The organism is Paenibacillus yanchengensis (assembly GCF_042684845.1).
Lineage (GTDB): Bacteria > Bacillota > Bacilli > Paenibacillales > Paenibacillaceae > Pristimantibacillus > Pristimantibacillus yanchengensis.
This window is the reverse complement of sequence record NZ_JBHUMH010000063.1, coordinates 95719-114768: the sequence shown is the minus strand read 5'-3', so window position 1 is coordinate 114768 and position 19050 is coordinate 95719. Positions and strand designations below refer to the sequence as shown.

At 40.5% G+C, this 19050-nt stretch carries 12 protein-coding genes; all 12 read left to right on the top strand.

The window, feature by feature from the left end:
• Positions 1-28: 28 nt before the first annotated feature.
• Positions 29-892, top strand: coding sequence for a flagellar hook-basal body protein (locus ACFSTH_RS19450; protein ID WP_377773769.1), 864 nt, complete (start codon positions 29-31; stop codon positions 890-892).
• A 52-nt stretch (positions 893-944) separates the two neighbouring features.
• Complete coding sequence (locus ACFSTH_RS19445) at positions 945-1787, top strand: flagellar hook-basal body protein (RefSeq protein ID WP_377773767.1); 843 nt, start codon at positions 945-947, stop codon at positions 1785-1787.
• Between the two features lie 23 nt (positions 1788-1810).
• Positions 1811-2446 carry a DNA-directed RNA polymerase subunit beta gene (locus ACFSTH_RS19440; RefSeq protein WP_377773765.1) on the top strand — a complete coding sequence of 212 codons (636 nt, stop codon included), beginning with the start codon at positions 1811-1813 and terminating at the stop codon, positions 2444-2446.
• A 395-nt stretch (positions 2447-2841) separates the two neighbouring features.
• On the top strand, positions 2842-3369 hold the full coding sequence (locus ACFSTH_RS19435; RefSeq protein ID WP_377773937.1) for a CDP-alcohol phosphatidyltransferase family protein: 528 nt from the start codon (positions 2842-2844) through the stop codon (positions 3367-3369).
• A 180-nt stretch (positions 3370-3549) separates the two neighbouring features.
• Complete coding sequence (fabZ, locus tag ACFSTH_RS19430; protein ID WP_377773763.1) at positions 3550-3984, top strand: 3-hydroxyacyl-ACP dehydratase FabZ; 435 nt, start codon at positions 3550-3552, stop codon at positions 3982-3984.
• A gap of 69 nt (positions 3985-4053) precedes the next feature.
• Entirely contained in the window at positions 4054-5784 is a 1731-nt protein-coding gene (locus tag ACFSTH_RS19425) for a phospho-sugar mutase (protein WP_377773761.1), read from the top strand.
• Positions 5785-5819: 35 nt separating this feature from the next.
• Positions 5820-7940, top strand: a complete 2121-nt coding sequence (locus ACFSTH_RS19420; protein WP_377773759.1) for a DUF5693 family protein — start codon at positions 5820-5822, stop codon at positions 7938-7940.
• Complete coding sequence (gene csaB / locus ACFSTH_RS19415; RefSeq protein WP_377773757.1) at positions 7904-9055, top strand: polysaccharide pyruvyl transferase CsaB; 1152 nt, start codon at positions 7904-7906, stop codon at positions 9053-9055. Before ACFSTH_RS19420 ends, csaB begins: the two co-directional genes overlap by 37 nt.
• An 8-nt stretch (positions 9056-9063) precedes the next feature.
• Positions 9064-9810, top strand: coding sequence for a WecB/TagA/CpsF family glycosyltransferase (locus tag ACFSTH_RS19410; RefSeq protein ID WP_377773755.1), 747 nt, complete (start codon positions 9064-9066; stop codon positions 9808-9810).
• Positions 9811-9949: 139 nt separating this feature from the next.
• Entirely contained in the window at positions 9950-11095 is a 1146-nt protein-coding gene (locus ACFSTH_RS19405) for a glycosyltransferase family 4 protein (protein WP_377773753.1), read from the top strand.
• A 198-nt stretch (positions 11096-11293) separates the two neighbouring features.
• On the top strand, positions 11294-15370 hold the full coding sequence (locus ACFSTH_RS19400) for an S-layer homology domain-containing protein (RefSeq protein WP_377773751.1): 4077 nt from the start codon (positions 11294-11296) through the stop codon (positions 15368-15370).
• A 701-nt stretch (positions 15371-16071) separates the two neighbouring features.
• Positions 16072-18960, top strand: a complete 2889-nt coding sequence (locus tag ACFSTH_RS19395) for an S-layer homology domain-containing protein (RefSeq protein ID WP_377773749.1) — start codon at positions 16072-16074, stop codon at positions 18958-18960.
• The last annotated feature ends 90 nt before the right edge of the window (positions 18961-19050 follow it).

Below are 19050 nucleotides of genomic sequence, written 5' to 3'. Positions count from 1 at the left end.
ACTAACAAGGATGTTGGGAGGGTATAATATGTTAAGAGGTTTATATAGCGCTGCCTCCGGATTAATTGCGCAACAGCGTAGACATGATACCGTAACGAACAATATCGCTAATCTTAACACTCCTGGTTTTAAGCAGTCGGATGCTGTTACACGTTCTTTTCCTGAGATGTTGCTGGCGATGTCACGAGTGAATGATACACAGCGGACAGAAATTGGACGATGGAATAGCGGAGTGTTTGCAGAGGAAGCGGTTATTTCATATAGGCAAGGCGATCTGATGCAAACGAATCAACCGAGTGACTTTGCCATTGTATCTCATATCGCTGTTCCCGGTCTTGCTTTTGATGAGTCGGGCAAGTCAGTAGCAGAAGATGGGCAGGTTACTTATCAGCCACAAGCTTTTTTCACTTTAGAAACAGCCGATGGCGAACGAGCGTATACTCGTGGTGGACGGTTTCTAGTATCAGCGGATGGATTTTTGACGAGTGCTGGTGGTCATCGAGTACTTGGTGTTAATAACGAGCCGATTCAACTAGCACCGAACGTTTCGATTAGCGATTGGACACTTGCAGATAATCGACGTTTTATTGATGCTAATGGTGTAGATACGGGAGTAGAGCTACTTGTATCGCGAATTGATAATCCACATGAACTAGTTCGCTCGGGTGAAGGGTTGTTCCGGCTGACGGACGGTGCGGCGGCAGTACAACCCATTGCAGGTGCAGACAACGTACAAGTGATGCAAGGCTATATGGAGCGTTCTAATGTCGATGCTGCACAGTCGTCCGTTGACTTGATGGCGGCATTACGGGCTTATGAAGCTAACCAAAAAGTCGTTCAGTTCTATGACCAAAGCTTGCAAAAAGCGGTTAATGAAGTGGGTAGAGTTTAACGGTTATGGATAATAGCCTTGTAAGAGGCGAGCTAGCAGGGAGGGTATATGGATGAATGGATCGATGATCAATGCGACCGCATCAATGAATTCGATGCAAAAGCGTATCGATACGATTGCGGATAATGTGGCGAATATGAATACCGTTGGATATAAGCGTAAACAGACTTCATTCGATGATTTGTTGCAGCAACAAAAGCAGCAATTAGATCAATTCGAGCAACCAGGACGAAGATCGCCGCTTGGATATTCCGAGGGCTGGGGAACGGTAATGTCTTCGCTACAGATCAATATGGAGCAGGGAGCCATTACACAGACAGGTCTTTCGACCGATATTGCTATTCAAGGGAACGCTTTGTTCGAAGTGCAAATCGATGAAGCCGGTACAAGAGGCTACACACGTAGTGGGGCGTTTCAGTTGACGCACAGAGAAAACGGTGATACTATTCTCGCAACGGCAGAAGGTTATCCGGTTATTTCTCGTGTGCAAGATGCGGCTGGCAATTGGAATGATGGTCCACTTGTGCTGCCGCGTGATGCGACATTGCGTATAGACCCGAATGGTGCAGCAAGTGCAGTGTATAATGACGGCAGAGTAGTGGAGCTTGGTATGCTTAAAGTACAGCGTGTACTGAGAGCAGATGCGCTTGAACCGGTAGCCGAAAACTTATTCGCCATAAGCGGAAATGCTAATGTGGCAGATGTATTACAAATCATCGTACCTGATCCATATAATCGGGTACAGCTTTTGCAAGGTAATTTGGAAACATCGAATGTGCAACTGGCGGATGAACTGACGGAATTATTGAGTGTGCAGCGAGCCTATCAATTGGTAGCAAGAGCATTGTCATCTAGTGATACGATGATGGGACTTGCTAATACGATGCGCGCGTAGGCTCAGGATGAAGGTGATTAACAATGGCTGACGACCGAATTCAGTCCAACTCCGAATTCGCGAATCAATCTGCAACGAATCGTAATTCGCAAGAAAAAAAATACTCACATCAATCATCAGAGGAACAGCTAGCAGAGCAATCGACAGATCAATCACTAGAGCAAGCACAGCGTTTTGCTAGTGAAGCGAGAACGGCGGTTGGCGGATACGCGATTAGCAGTGCTGGTGATGTTGCAGATGGTGCATATCATAATACAGAGAGTGTTATAGAAAAGGACAACGTGACGGATAGTGCGACTAGAGCTGAGCGGATTAGAAAACAGACGAGACTTCGACAACGCAGAGTAGTAGGCGAACAAGAACAAGCTGTTTATTCCGATAGAGCAGTAGAAGATGAAGCTGTTGCAGCGAAGAGCAGCAAGCGGCAAGAGTCGTCGCGACAAGAAGAATTAGCAGAAGATGAGTATGTTACTCGTCCTTTTATTGTGCGGATGATTTTGTGGCTTATTCGCAAAAGTCTCGTGCCCCTAATTATGATAACAATGCTGGTGATTGGACTATATATCGGCTATACGCTGATTGGAAATCAACCTAAAGAAGAAGTGTTTCAGTGGCCAACGTGGCGACATCTCTATGATTTAATTTTTGCGGAGTCATAAGCTGATGTTGTTAATAAGCCGTGTTGCTTATAAGAAAAGCTACTGAGAAAATATATACAGAAGTTTATAGATGCTTTGCAGCCAGCCCTTTGCTTGCTTGCAGAGCATTTTTTATCGGTACTTGAAATCTGCAAAATATAGGTGGGGAGTAGCTCTATAAAGAAGTTCGAGTGCAAGATGGGTGGAGCACAGGTCTAAAATTTGTCTCTTTTTTGTGCTATAGTAGAATCAGTTTTAAATATATTCTATGTTTTTTATTTTCCATTATTTGATATGTAATATTCATATGATGAAAATAAGTAGATAGCTATTTCGTCCTCATTTATAATAGTGATGGAGTACTAAAGAATAATAGCTTAGGAAGTTTTATGGATGGACTGGAGAGTGAGCGACAATTGAATTTGCCCAACTTGTTAACTTCGCTGCGTTTTGTGATGATACCTATTTACATTGCTGTATTCGCAAGTGGACATATGATCCCGGCTTTTTTTGTTGTAGTCGCAGCAGGTATTACAGATGTATTGGATGGTTATATCGCTAGGCGTACTGGTCAAATTACCCAATTAGGATCAATGCTTGATCCACTAGCAGATAAGTTAATGTTAATTACGGTGTTCGTTTCTTTGTTGGTGACGAAGCATATTCCGTTATTAGCAGCTTTGGCGATGTTTGTGAGAGATGTATTAATGATTGTAGCGGGTATATTGGCTCATATTCGTGGAATGAAAACTGTGCCTGCTAACTGGATGGGCAAATTGACAACTGTGCTGATGTATGTTGCAATTATGATGATATTTTTTGGGCTATCCTATGCAATTACTTTATTGTGGGTAGTGATCGTGTTTTCGTTTGTGACGTTGCTTGTTTATATAGGGCAATTCCGCAAATTGAATATGGCAACTCCAGTGAAAAAAGTAAATTAACAAAGAAGCTTAAATATGGCCACTTCGGGACTATATTCAAGCTTCTCTATATGAACCTCCACAACTGCAGTTTATGAAGGATATGTATAGTTTTGCATCAAATGCTGGAAGTTATACATACAAATGAAATATTGTTACAGATAATGATGATAGTTCGTATAACGAGAGGAGTAATTCAATATGTTAGATATTATAGAAATTCAAAAAATCATTCCGCATCGACCGCCGTTTTTACTGATTGATCGTATTTTGGAAGTAGAGCCAGGGGTGCGAGCAGTTGGTTTGAAAAATGTGACGATGAATGAACCTTATTTTGTAGGTCACTTTCCAGATTATCCGGTTATGCCGGGCGTACTCATCGTTGAAGCGTTAGCGCAAGTAGGTTCCGTAGCGATGCTGCTCATAGAAGCGAACAAAGGTAAACTTGGTTTTTTTGCAGGAATTGATGGTGTTCGTTTTCGGGGGCAAGTGAAGCCAGGTGATACACTAATACTGGAAGTAGAAATTACTCGTTTGAAGGGTTCGATAGGTAAAGGAAAAGCAACAGCCAAAGTCGACGATAAAGTAGTAGCTGAAGGCGAGTTAATGTTTGCGTTAAGCGATCCGTCAGCATAGCATGTCATTTATGAAGGATTGAACAGATGATTTAGTAATCAGATAATCAATAAGGAAGGTAGCGATAGGATGAGTATACAAGCAGATCAACAATGGATGGAAATATACGAACAATGGTTGCGAGATCCGCACATTGATCAAGATACGAAAGATGAATTGCAACAAATAGCAGATGATAAACAAGAGATTGCCGATCGCTTTTACCGAGAGCTGCAATTTGGTACAGGTGGATTGCGTGGTGTTATCGGTGCGGGGACGAACCGCATAAACCGCTATACGGTAGGAAAAGCTACACAAGGGCTTGCAAACTGGTTACTGGCAAGTGGTAATGCATCTCATAGCGTCGTTATTGCCCATGATTCTCGTCATTACTCACCAGAGTTTGCTCTAGAGGCAGCGCTCGTATTAGCGGGCAATGGAATAAAGGCGTATCTGTTTACTAGCTTACGCTCAACGCCACAATTATCTTATTCGGTGCGGATGTTGCAAGCATCTGCTGGTATAGTTATTACAGCTAGTCATAATCCACCAGAATATAATGGCTACAAAGCATATGGAGCTGATGGCGGACAGCTAATTCCAGAGCAAGCAGAAGAAGTGATCGCGGCTATTGGTCAAGTGGCACGTTTTGATGCTGTACGAAAAAGTAGTAAGGAAGAAGCGCTAGCTGCTGGTTTGCTTGTTTATTTGGACGAAGCAGCAGATGATAGCTATACAGACACGGTAGTGGCGCATAGTTTGAATCAAGAGTTGTTACAAGGAGAGTTGGGGGAGCAGTTCAAAGTGGTATTCACCCCACTCCATGGAGCGGGATATGAAGCGGTGACGAATGTGCTGCAAAAAGCTGGCTTTAAGCATGTACATATTGTGGAAGAACAGCGAGTTCCTGATAGTAATTTTAGTACGGTTAAGTCGCCGAACCCAGAAGAAAAAGAAGCATTCGAGCTAGCGTTAGCTTTGGCGAAGCGAGAAAATGCAGATATTATTATTGGTACAGACCCTGATGCGGATCGTATGGGTGCTATAGTGAAAAACAAAGCGGGCGAGTATGTTACTTTGAATGGTAATCAGTCCGGCGCTATTATGGTATATTATGTGCTACAACAATTACAACAACAAGGAAAACTACCGGATAATGGTGTTGTTATTAAAACAATTGTGACGAGCGAGCTAGGTGCAGTTATTGCTGAGTCATTCGGTATGGCTGTAGAAAACACATTAACTGGTTTTAAATATATTGGTGAAAAAATGTCGCGTTACGAAACGACAGGCGAGCGGAGCTTTTTGTTCGGTTACGAAGAGAGCTACGGCTATTTGACAGGGCAATATGCTCGTGACAAAGATGCTGTAGTTGCTTCCTTGCTAATTTGTGAGGCGGCAGCTTATTACAGCACACAAGGAAAAACTTTGGAAGATGTGCTAGAGGAATTATACGAGCGATTTGGCTATTATTTGGAAAGTCAACAATCGCGTACGCTCAAAGGAATGAATGGTATTAAGCAAATCGGAGCTATTATGGACGATTGGCGTAACGATCCACCACAGATGGTTGCTGGGCAAGTTGTAAAACAAGTGTTGGATTATAGTAGAGGTATTGATGGTTTGCGTGCGGAAAACGTGTTGAAATTTATTTTGGCAGACGGCTCATGGTTTTGTTTGCGCCCATCGGGTACAGAGCCGAAAATAAAAGTGTATTTTGCGGTATGCGCATCGTCTCACGATGAAGCTAAGCAAACGATGGAGTCGTTGCAAATCGAAGTTATGCAGCGCGTGGATCGTATAAGTGAAAGTGCCGAGTAATTGGTGCAAGCTTCGTACAAGAACGGAGGATAATCGTGCGAAAAACAAGACAGCGCTGGAATAATCTAATACGCCTCAGCTTAGTCGGGATCGTTATTATAGGCATATTGGCAAGTGTTCCGCTTATTATGAGCAAGATCAAAATGGAAGATAGTGCAAAACAGATGGAATATATATTTGATTATCGTGACTTGTTAGATGTCGCTGAATTTGAACCACAGCCACAAAAGTTTGTAGAAGAACAATTGCAGCTACTCCAGGATGCTGGAGTGACGACGATGGCGGTCTACGAAAGCTCACTGCGTGAACTGATGAGTGCAGGTAGATTAGTCTTCTATAATGAAAAAGAGATGGCACAAATACAAGGTAAAGTAACGGACCCAACCGTTCGTCAGCTCTATATCGTCTATGCTGGCGAAGAAGAAGCTAAACGAATTGGTCCAATTGTCGAGCAAGCTTTTGATATGGCAGATGTGAAGCACCGCGCTTGGTCATTTGAAGGGCGACCAGGACTGATGGTGGATTCCTCTGTATCTAATGCTGTGTTGAAGCCGATGGATTACGATCCAATGGCGTTAGAAAAATTACAAAGCTATGGTTTTTCAATTGTCGCTAGACCGACAGATCGATTAACTTATGACAGCGAATATATGCGAGCGCAATTGGAGCGATTGCAACAATATGGAGTAAAGCGACTGCTGTTTGATGGAGATAGTGTGCCAGGTGCCTTCGATCAAGAAGAGATGGACAGCATCGATCATTATGGTAAATTGTTAAATGAGTTTGGGATGGGGCTAGTGACGATAGAAAACTTGAAAGCTCCGCAAATCGGTTTTAATAAATTAGCCTATTTGACAGATTATAACGTCGTTAGACTATATTCACTATCTCCAGAGGATAGTTTAGCGATGACGCCGGAAGGTATTGCGGATCGCTTTTTATTGGCGGCCAAAGATCGTAATATTCGGATGTTTTTCTTGAACGCTGGTGTAAAGCAAAATGTGCAGAAGAATAATATTATTAATTCCGCTACTTCTTTAGCAGAAACGATGGGTGGCGAAACTGGAGTTATTGCGCAGCTGACGAAAGCTGGATTCCCAGCAGGTGAGACGGCAGCTTTTGATTATAATCCAGCAAGCTGGCATAAATATATGCGAGCGATTGTAGCCATTGGTGCTATAGCGCTTATTGCATTGTTAATAGGAGCTTTTTTACCAGCATTATTATTACCAGTGTTTCTATTAGGTGTAATTGGTTCGGCAGGGCTGTTCGTCTTGAACAGTGCGTTACTTGAGCAAGCACTTGCACTTGGTGCAGCAGTGGCGGCACCGACGCTGGGATTAATTTGGGTAATGAACAGAGTGTACGCCAGAACGATTGGTGATCAACGGGTCGTAGGTGGAAATGAATGGGTTGCTAACGATGGGTCTCAGTTATCTGTACAAGCGAACAACCGTTGGATATTTCCAGAGCAATCGTTAAAGCGGAGATTAGGATTAGCATTTAACTGGTTTGTTGTGGCGACTGTTATTTCGTTATCCGCAGTCCCTCTCATTACAGGTCTGCTAAATAATATTACGTATAGTCTAGTGTTACAACAATTCCGTGGAGTGAGTGTCTTACACTTTGGACCATTAGTATTGGTGGCCGCTTATATCTTTTTCTATCAAGGAAAAGGAACAACAGGTGTGTGGACGCGTATTCGTCAAATGGTAGCTCAGCCGATTACGGTGTTGTGGGTAGTTATTGCGGCTGTATTGGGTGTAGTAGGGCTATATTACTTATCACGGACAGGTAATGCGGGGCAAGTGTCCGCTATTGAGATGCTCGTTCGGGGTTGGTTAGAATCGACATTTGGTGTTAGACCAAGATTCAAAGAATTTTTACTCGGTCATCCGGCTTTATTGTTTGGACTGTTTTTGGCACTACGTTACCGAGCGAGCTGGTTACTTATTATTGTAGGAGCTTTTGGACAATTAACGATGGTTAGTTCCTTTACGCACTTGCATACACCGTTTATTATTTCGGCAATTCGGACGGCGCTTGGACTAGGAGTAGGAATTATCGTAGGCTGTATTCTAATTGCTGCTTGGACGATCTTGGAAGGAGTAATTAGGAAATGGATGCCCAAAATAAACAAAAAAGTTACCGAGTAGCGATTTCTGGCTATTATGGTTTTCGCAATAGCGGGGATGAAGCGGTACTTCGATCGATATTGTTAGCGTTGGAACAAGAAAGTGCACGGCAAAAAGTGACGATTATACCCGTTGTGCTGTCTGCTGACCCAGCGGGAACTAGTAGTCAGTACGGAGTAGAAGCAACTGAGCGGATGCAATTGCAGTCGCTCTTCCGTACACTCCGAAGCTGTGATGGTTTAATTAGCGGCGGCGGCAGTTTGTTGCAAGATGCTACAGGCGTGAAGACAATTCCATATTACTCAGCAGTAATTAAACTAGCTCAATGGCTTGGCAAACCGACGTTTATCTATGCACAAGGTGTAGGTCCGGTGCAGCGAGGAGTTTTTCGTCCACTGATTAAACATGTGATGAAGAAAAGTCACTACATATCGGTACGTGATGATGAGTCTGCGGCATTGCTGGAAAGTATGGGTGTCGCACGCAATCGCATTTCGTTAGTAGCTGATCCAGTTATGGTTATGCCATTACCGGATGATCGAGGAACGGAAGAGTCGGAAGAGATACCTGAAATTATCGTTCCGCAAATTGGTATTTCTTTGCGCAGCTGGCGAAGCGATGGAACGGATATCGAACGGATTAAAGATGCTCTTATCGAGTTAAGTGACGAACGGCGAATGCACTTCCGATTATTGCCATTTCATGAACCAGATGATAGGGTTGTATCAGAGCAAGTGATTGCCGCTATTAGATCTAAACTAGGTAACGGTAGTACAATGGAACTAGTCGATGTTGGGAATGACCCACAGCAAATGTTGTTAGAGGTCAGTAAACTGGATCTGTTAGTGGGGATGCGACTACATGCTCTGATCTATGCTGCTAATCAGCTAGTTCCACTGATGGGTATATCTTATGATCCGAAGATTGATCAATTTTTGGGTCGACTCGGTCTGACTGCTATTGGCTCTACAGAGCAATTATCTAGCGAACAGTTTGTACGGATGGCCAATGAACTACTAGCTGATAAGGCAAGCTGGCAAAAGAAGCACCGCAAACAAGTGGAGCAACTGCGGGAACAATCGAAGCGGCCTGCGCAACAAATTGTGCAGTACTTTCGTCAAAATAAAACGAGGTGAGTTTCCTCATGACTAAGCAACTTCCGACAGTATCGATCTATAGTATTCCATTTTCCAAAGTAGGGATGGACGATACGATACAATATTTGACGGAACGAATAGAAAACGGACAGCAAACACATGTTATTACTGCTAACCCTATTATGGTGATGACTGCAAAAGAAAATGCCGCTTATAAGGCGATGATGTTGAAAGCGGATTTGATCGTACCGGATGGGGTAGGTATTGTCTGGGCTGCAAAAAAAGTCGGGCAACCTGTAGCAGAACGAGTGACAGGAATTGAACTGTTGCAGCAATTGATGGCGATTGGCGAGAAGCGCAGATGGCGTGCTTTCTTACTTGGAACATCACAAGAAGTCATTGAAGCAGCAGCGCAAAAATTACAGATGCAATATCCGCAACTGAAAATTGCTGGATATCGCAATGGTTTTTTTGGTGAAAAAGAAGATCCAGAAGTAATTGAACAAATTAAAGCGTTAGATGTGCAATTATTGTTCGTTGCGCGTGGTGCAGAAACACAAGAACCATGGATTGTTCGCTATCGTGAACAGCTAGGTGTACCGCTAATTATGGGTGTGGGCGGCAGCTTTGATGTATTATCAGGAAAACTGAAACGAGCGCCCAAAGTAGTCCAAAAACTACGACTAGAATGGTTATTCCGGTTACTACAAGAGCCCAAGCGATTCGGCAGAATGTTAGTATTGCCAAAATTTGTTCTACATGTCCTAAAAGACAAAGAAAAAGTGACAAAATAACGAGCTAACTAACAAAAAAATCCTGCATTCTTTCGAAATGTCGAGAAATAGGGATGGAAATTATAACTGGTTAGGAGTATAATTCAAGTCGAGCTGTATTTTCATCGGATAGGTTGCCTGATAAGAGGGAGTTGGAAATATGCTAGTCGGCATTATGTACTTCATTGGATTTATTGTAGCTTTATTAATTGCAGTAATTATGACACCACTTGTTAAAAAGTTTGCATTCTGGGTAGGCGCGATAGACAAACCCAATTACCGTAAAGTTCATACTAAAGTAATGCCACGGCTTGGCGGATTAGCTATTTATTTGGCTTTTGTCGTTACGATCTTTGCTATTTTGCCTTTCTTGCCAGAGGGTCTGTTAAGACCTAGAGATATGAATATGATTTATGCACTATTATCCGGTGGGACGATTATTATATTGCTGGGAGCATTAGATGATCGTTTTGAATTATCAGCAAAAGTAAAATTAGTAGGACAAATATTGGCTGCTTGTGTTGTCGTATTCGGTTTTGGTATTCGGATTGACTTGCTCAACATTCCGTTTGGTCAAACGATGCAACCTATTGCAGAATGGATTAGTATTCCGATTACGATTTTGTGGATTGTCGGCGTAACGAATGCGATTAATTTAATTGACGGTTTAGATGGGCTTGCAGCAGGTGTATCAGCTATAGCTATTGCAACCATCGCTGTAATGGCATTTATTATGGGTAACCAACCAGTTATGTTTCTAAGTGTTTTGTTATTAGGTGGGATTATAGGATTTCTTGTATTCAACTTTCACCCTGCCAAAATTTTTATGGGTGACTCGGGAGCGCTATTTCTTGGATTTAGTTTAGCGACACTTTCGATGTTTGGATTCAAGCAGGTGGCTATCGTATCATTCGTAACGCCATTGCTTATTATTGGTGTACCGTTGACCGATACAATATTCGCCATCATTCGAAGATGGGTGAATAAGAAACCGATCTTTGCTCCTGACAAAGAACATTTGCATCATCGATTGCAGGATTTAGGGTTTAGTCACAAACGGACAGTGTTAATTATATGGGGAATTAGCGCGATTTTCGGCGTACTTGCTATTATACAATCATCTATCGTACAATCGAGCGCAGCCAATTGGCTAACATTAGTCGTTATTTTCGTATTAGTGTTCCTGTTACAAATTGGTTCTGAAGTTATTGGGCTTGTCAGCAAAACGCGCAAACCAGTGATCGGATTATTGCGACGAGTACGAATGAGAGTGAATAAAGTCAATACATCTTCGCGTGGAAAATAATAATTAACAGGCAATAAGAAAAGAGTGCGACTGGACGATTAACGCTATCGTCTAGTCGCTTTTTTGTGGCTAATCGTAGGACTTAACGCATAATTTCACTGTTTTGTATAAATATAAATTGCTCTGTTGCCGATAAAGGTAGTAAAGAGCTGTTTGTTATGCGGGCAGTGGATAAGATGGAGAAGGAGGAACAACATTTTGAAAAAAGTATTATCGTTGCTAGTCGCGATTGCGATGCTGATCAGTATTGTACCAGCAGGGTTTATGCCAAGTGCAGAAGCTAATAATGTCTATTTTTTATTCCCAAATGAGCAATCAACACCGGAGAGCGCGAGAATTGTATCAACTTCTACGATTCAATTGGAAGGTACAATTAATCAAGTAGTAGGAAATACGATTAGTTATAACATCGAACAACTAGGATCTGATGGTAAAGAGTTTACTAGAACAGAAGAAATTACGACAGGTATTCAGACGACAGGTGATAATCGAATTACCGTTTCGGGCATTCAGTTGTTTCCAGGGTTGAATAAAATTACGTTCAAAGGTATTTCTGGAGCGTCAACGGTTTCTGAATCCATCTATATAGAATATCGGGATAGCCCGATGTTGTATGATTTGAAAATTAATTTTGAAAACCGGGAACATGTGATGAAGGAAGAGGGAGCGACGATGCTCTATGCGACGACGCCTAACACAAGTAACCAAGGGCAAATCGTTATTACGGGTAAAGCGCCTAATGCCCAGAAAGTAACTATTATAATTAACGGACGGAGTTTTGACTTTAACGTTGCAACGGCGAGTAATGAAAGTCGGTTTAGTACGTCGCAGTTGACGCTTGATGCTGGTATTAATAAAATTACGTTCAAAGTTTACAATGGCGGTCAAGTAACGGAAACATCTTATGATGTTGCGTTATACAGTGGGAGTGTTACTTATTACAACTTAAAGTTAACAGATTCAGCGCAAAACGAGTCCAATTTAACGCCTAATCTAAACTTTTTGACAGCGGATGCTGGTGCGGGGAAAATACAAGTTTCGGGTACAGCGATCATTCCGTTGCCATTATATAATTTAGCAGCAATCAATCCGAATAATGTTAATCAGGTTGTACCAGTCTCACCGATTCAAATCGGTAAGTTACTATCTTTTGAATTAGCTAAAGGTGGTACAACAATTGAAACGAAAAATTTTACACCGGACAATATAACTATCGTCGAGGAGACGAGCGATTTTGTGACAGTGAACTTCAAAGGAGCACTGCCGCAACTAGATTTTGAACAATTGTATCAAATCAGATTTAAAGGACCGAATAAGCAATCCTATTCGCACTCCAATTATACGCCGTTTACGATACGTAACAATACTATCTCCTATATTCACGATATTCGTCACTTGTCAGGATATGACAAAGGGATGAGTGATGATCGAATCAAAGGATTGCAAGGGTCGATTATTCCAGCGGATGGTGTTAACGTCTACACAATGCCGATGGCGCTCGAAGTATTGATTGGTAATTATGATAAGTTAGGTAACAATCGTTCTAATTTATTCAAGATGAATAATAAGGAAGCAGAAGTAGATGGGCCGTTTTCACAATTAGGAGCAACGGAAGTAGTCTATCGAATGATTGATGGAAAAGAAGTACCTTTTTTAAGAACGTTTATCGAGATTAATCGTTTGCCTAAGTCTGGCACGAATACGATTAAGTTCAAATTAAATGGACTCCCAGCAGCTGTAGCACAGGAAGAGAAATCGATTATTGCAAAGTTGTTGTATGGTCCATATGTGAAGTTTGATCAAATTGCCAACAATTCTAATAAAGAATTTGATACTGTCAATGAAACAGCAGTGGATTTAATTCGTAAATTAGGCAATTTCCAAGGACAAATTTTTAACGTTGCTAACGAAAATCAAATCGTATATGAAACGAATGGTACAAATAAACAAACCGTGTTCTTATATTTGAACAATGTAGAGATCGAGTTAGTTGCTGTACCAGGTAGTAAGACGAAATTTCGTCCAAAAGATTTAGGAACCGCTAATAATAAAGATATAATGCATGAAAAGTTAAATAACATTATCAACAAAGCTGGCGAAAACACGTTGAAATTTATTTTTACTAATTCATCGAATATATATGAAAATGTTATGAAATTTAATGTAATGCCGAAAAACTTGCCCGTAGTACCTGCTTTAGAGACAGATGGGGTGTATCCGTATACTGGAACTGTTCGTAATCCGAATGATACAAAGTTTACGAAGCAAGGTTCAGTCTATACGACAAAAGAGGCTGCATTCAATGTGTATGGTACGTTTGATTTCTTAGATTTAGGAAATAAAGACACTTATGTTAATGGTCATAATAATATTACTAGCAAAGAAAACTATAAAGTAGTTATTAACTCACCAAACTGGAAAACGCCAGTAACGTGGGATTTGACGAAAGAAATGATTGTAACGAACAAAGGGGAACGAATCGGAGTACTTAATGAGGGATTAGTTGCATCAACTCCTGATGCAAGCATTACGTTCTATTACGAAGTGGAAGGACAGTATTTCTACTTTGATATTAAAGATCAAAAGATGCCGATCGATGGCAGTCCGCAAGTGTTCACGATAACAGTGTTCAATAGTGGCGACGCTGGACCTCGTGGTTCGTATCGTTTGGAAGTGAATTCTGTTTCCATTCCATATTCACTCAAAGCGCCACTTCCAGAAAACATGGTAACGAATCATGATTATGTAGAAGTTATTATTGAATCGCCAGGTGCAGATTCGATTATGATTGGTAAGCAACCAGCTGAAAAAGTGACCTACATTGAATATGTAGCTGGGCAGCCAAAATATATGGAAGCATATCGAGCGATTGTAAAGAAGTTAAAAGCAAATAGCGACACAAAAATTGATTTTACGATTACAAGAGGAACTGATACGCTAAAAGATACGGTGACTGTGAAATATGTACCAACGAATATACCGGGTGCACAGACACTACAGACGATGGCGTCATCTCACAAGGCGTTTAACAATGCGTTAACGTTATCGTTTCCGAAAGGAACACAGCTAATCCGTCCGAAGTTTAACAATTCAGAGAAGCTGGCTGGACAAGTGGCGAGTGGTCATGACATATTGATGGCTATAGCAAGTCCGAACGATGGTATTATTAATCGCCGCGAATTTGAATCACAAGCTCCGAACTATACGGCAAATAGTCAAGCAGAAGGAAACTTGCACATTGGCTATCGATTCCAAGATCAAGCGAGACAGTTTATAAAAGCTAGTCCGCTGTATTGGATAGATGCTGGATTGGCAGATGAGCCAATTACACCAGCACTTGACTCGGAGAAAGTAGGGCAAGATCCGTTTCCATATCCAAACTTGGTTGGCAAGTATGCAGATAGTTTTGCTAAACGTTATAATAAGATCGAACGTCAGCTCATTCCGTCGCAAGAAGGAAAATTGACTTTATCGTATGATAAGAGTGTAGTAGACAGTGCTTCGACGACAATTACTGTCTTCCGTTTTGATCCATTTACAAGTATGTGGGAAAATATCGGTGGTGTTGTTGATCCGAAGAAATATACTGTAACTGTTCCATTCTCGAAGTTTGGCTACTATGTGGCAGTAAAAATGACGAGAGGCTACAATGATATTACGGATCATCCTTATGCACGCGATTCAATGGAAGCTGTATTTGCTAAAGGGGTTATGAATGCAATTGATCCGATTGGTGTGTTTGGTGGCGATCGTTACGTAACACGTGGTGAGTTTACTCGAATGATCGTTCGAGCACTTGATTTACCGCTTAATTATGAAGGTGATCACCATTTCACGTATTATCCGGAAACAGTGATTAATGCTCTCAATGCTAATTCAATATACGACTATCGTTATATTGAAACAGCGGCACGTGCTGGTATTGTTCGCGGTACACGTCCTGGATTTTTCGATGAAGATGTGGAATTGTCTCGCCAAGAAGCAGGTGTGATGATCGCAAGAGCGCTCAAACTAAAGCTAGAGACAGATTCAACAAAAGCGAAAAACAACTTGAACAAAGTATTTAAAGATGGTGGAAACTTTGACTTTTATTCGATTCCATCGATATTAGCTATTCAGAAAAAAGGATTTATCCAAGGGAAGTATATTGACAGCAACAATCCAAAAGGCGGCATGGTTTTTGAGCCGAAGGCAAGATTACTACGGAGTGATGCAGCGATAATTATGTCCAAGGTGATGAATGATCTGAAGAAGTTGCCGAAAATTTACAACTAATATAGTAGTAACGACAATATCAGTTATTAGAAATGTTTAATAAGAGAATTGCTTAATTGTAGTTGCAAAGCAAGCAGTAAACAGCTAGTATTACGTTTACTGCTTGTCTATTACATAAAAAAGTAGGACGAGCTAGCAAAGAGATTGAAGGTCTTTACTATGAGATCAGAAGAAATATCGCCCGTAACAGGAAAATTTTCTATTCAATGGAAGAGCAGTGATCGAATTGGTAAATATTTGACATCGACCTATTTGGAATAGCGGGCTATAATAGTCATTGTGCTTATGAAACAAGCCAATTTCGAAAAGAAAATAAAATTTTGCAACTAAGCGCAACTTTTTAAAAATGCTAACGTCTAAATAGGTGTACGAAACAAAACAAATACTTAAAAGTACGGCAAATGCCAACAAAATGTGAAGAATTGGAATGTTTTCTCAAGTTTCTCTTTACGGTAACGGCTGACCGATGTATAATGTTGTAGTGATACAGCTAGTTTACTAGGCATTTGTATAATTCTATTAACAAGTTTCTACGTCAAGTGGTTACATAAGTATTCACCATACGTAGACATTAATTAATACAAATCCATGCTCTACTCTGGGAAGGGGGTGAATCGTCTATGAGGGAAACGAGCAATAATTTATTATCAAAACATTACTCTCAACAACCGAAGGAAATTAGAGGAGGAGAAAAAAAGGTTATGAAAAAAAGTTTATCCTTGCTAGTTGCGATTGCCATGGTATTCTCCATGTTCGCAACAGTAATAGCTTCCGCAGCGGAAGAAACAAAACTAACAACACAACAGAAATACGAAGCGCTTGTGAAAGCAGGCATTTTTGAGGGCTTCCCGAATGGTCAAGCTAAACTAGATGAAAAAATGGAACGTTCGCAAGCTGCGAAAATCGTTGCATTGCTACTAGGTTACAAAGAAGGCGTTGAAGTTAAAGACGCTGGTTTTAAAGATGTTGACGTGAAAGGCCAAAGATGGGCAATCCCAGTAATCAACTACGCTGTTCAACTTGGCGTTCTTGAAGGTCATAGCGCAACAAGATTTGGTCCAGCTGACAAAGTAACAGTTGAAGAGCTAGCTCAAATCGTAGTTAACGTTGCTAAACATGCTGGTCAAGAACTTGCAGCTGGTGAAGCTGTAGAAGGTAAAACTAGCAAATGGGCAGCTGAAGTAGTTGCTTCAGTAGTAAAAGCTGGAATTATCCCTACATCGGATGATTACACTGTGGATGCTACTCGTGGTCAACTAGTAGACGTTACTTACCCACTTTACGAAATGACTAAAGAGCCTGATTTCGGCGCTAAACAAACTGGTGCTAAAGAAGTTACAATTAACTTCGGTACAGCAGTTGATGCTGAAAAAGCTGAATTCGTAGTTAAAAACGGTACGATTACTCGCGCTGTAGACGATGTTAATTTCGCAGAAAACAAAAAATCTGCTGTTATTAAATTGACTACTAAGCTTACTGCTGGTGAGTCTACAGTAACAGTATCTAAAGCTACTACTGAGCCAGTTGTTGCTAAGTTCAACGCTGAAGCTGAGAAAGTAACTGATATTAAATTTGCTTCTGATAAATTGGCTCTAGAAGAAACAGCAGCTGGTGCTCCAGATCTTAAAAAAGCATCTACAACATATACTATTGTAAACCAATTTGGTGAAGATGTAACAAAAAGTGCTGGTGGAACGTTGAACTTCTTTGCAGCTAAAGTTGATTCTACTGCTACTCCGTCTAATGGTAAATTAACTGTAGCATTGGGCTCTACTGGACAATTTATGTATGGTGAGACAGTACAGGTTACTGCAACATTAAATATGTCTAGTTATATAGTTCAAAAACAACAAGTATTTACTGTAAGCCAACCATCGATGCTAGATGATGTTAAAATTATCGGCTTGTATCATGCAACTAACAAAGAACTACAATCCAATTTTGGTAAAGATGAGTTCTTTATCTTAGTAGATGCATTTGACCAATATGGAAACACTGTAGGACTAGAAAAATTCAAAAAAGGTGCTTATGCTCTAGCGCAAAATCCTTTAATGTTTACAGTTGATATTAAGGAATCTGTAGAGAACAAAGGACCACAAAACAATAAACTAGCATTGAAATTGATTCCAGCATCAAATACTACATTTGTACAAGAAGGCGTTAATAAAGTAACAATTAACACACTTTATGGTGGCAAATCAGATTCTATTGAAATTCCATTCAAAAAAGCAGCTACTTTAACAACGTTCCAACTTGAGGCTCCAGATAACGTAGTTACAAAAGGTAAGGAGTTCGAAATTCCATTTAGCGCATATGACCAAAATGGAGTACAAATTACTAAGCATGATGATATTGTTGATCTTGTAGATGTATCTATTCCGGGTGCAACTGTAGGATTCAAGAAAAATTATGTAACAAAAGGAACTAAGTTAATTGCTAAGATTCCTAATGCAGGGACTTCAATCGCTGTATCTAATGTAAAAGGAACTACTAACACATCACAAATTCAAATTAATGTTGTTGAAGCTGGAAAGCCTACAGCAGTAGCTGGTGTGAAAAAAGATTTTGTTAAATCTGTTGTATTAGGTCAAAAACTTACATTGAAATTATCTGATATTGTATTCCATGATGAGTACGGTCGTGAGATTAAACTTGCTGATTTGACTTCAAATGGTGCAAATCCTTACACAGTTGAAGTAGCTTCTGGAAATACAGATGTAGCTACAGTAAGTAAATCGACGTTATCACCACTTACTGCTACTACTGATGAACTGACAATCACTGCGTTGAAAAAAGGTTCTGCAAATCTCAACCTTGTATTAAAGAATGCTTCTAACGAAATTTCTTCACATACAAGTACTGTGATTCAAGTTGTAGATGAGTCAAATATTGATTTATCAACTGCTGAAATTGAAGTGAGCGATCGTATTTATGGTGGACCTGCTATAGCTGATAAAGATTATGCAGCAGCAGTAAAAGTAACTGCGAAAACAACATCAGGAGATAAAATCACTATTCCTTCAAGTGAATATGTTGTTCAAGCTACAGCTCAATTGGTAGTAACAGATCCAGCTACATCTGCTGATTCATTTACTGTTAAAGCTGTTGAACTTGGGTCTAATGATGCTGCTAATGTAACAGCTGGCATAAGAGTAATTTTCAAAGCTAATGGTGAAGAGAAACCTAAAGATGTTACTGTTTCTAAAGAAACACCTGTAGCTACAACATTCAAAGCAGAATCTGTTAAAGACGGTATTCAAGTTACAGCAGATGGTGTTGTAAAAGCATCTCTAAGTAGCCAATTCTTGAATGTTGACGAAATTATTAAGACGCTAACAATTAAGGATCAATACGGAGTTGAATTAAAACTCGATGTTCTAGCTGATAAATCGCAAATTGATTTTGCTGTAACACAAATTGATGGTTTTAAATTAACTAAATCTAATGGTAATTTAGGTACGAATAATGGTATAACTCAATCTACAGTTGCAGAAGATCAAGCTTCTCTAGGTGATAGCTACGTTATTACGTTTACATCTAAAGCTAACTTCAAAAACATTAAATTGACAGTTGTAGCTGATTCTAACTAATCTCTAACTTAAGCCCCCTCCGGGGGCTTTTTCTATTTTCAGGAAATTCTTCTCGTTTGTATCACTTTGTTTCTGTATATATTATCTTTC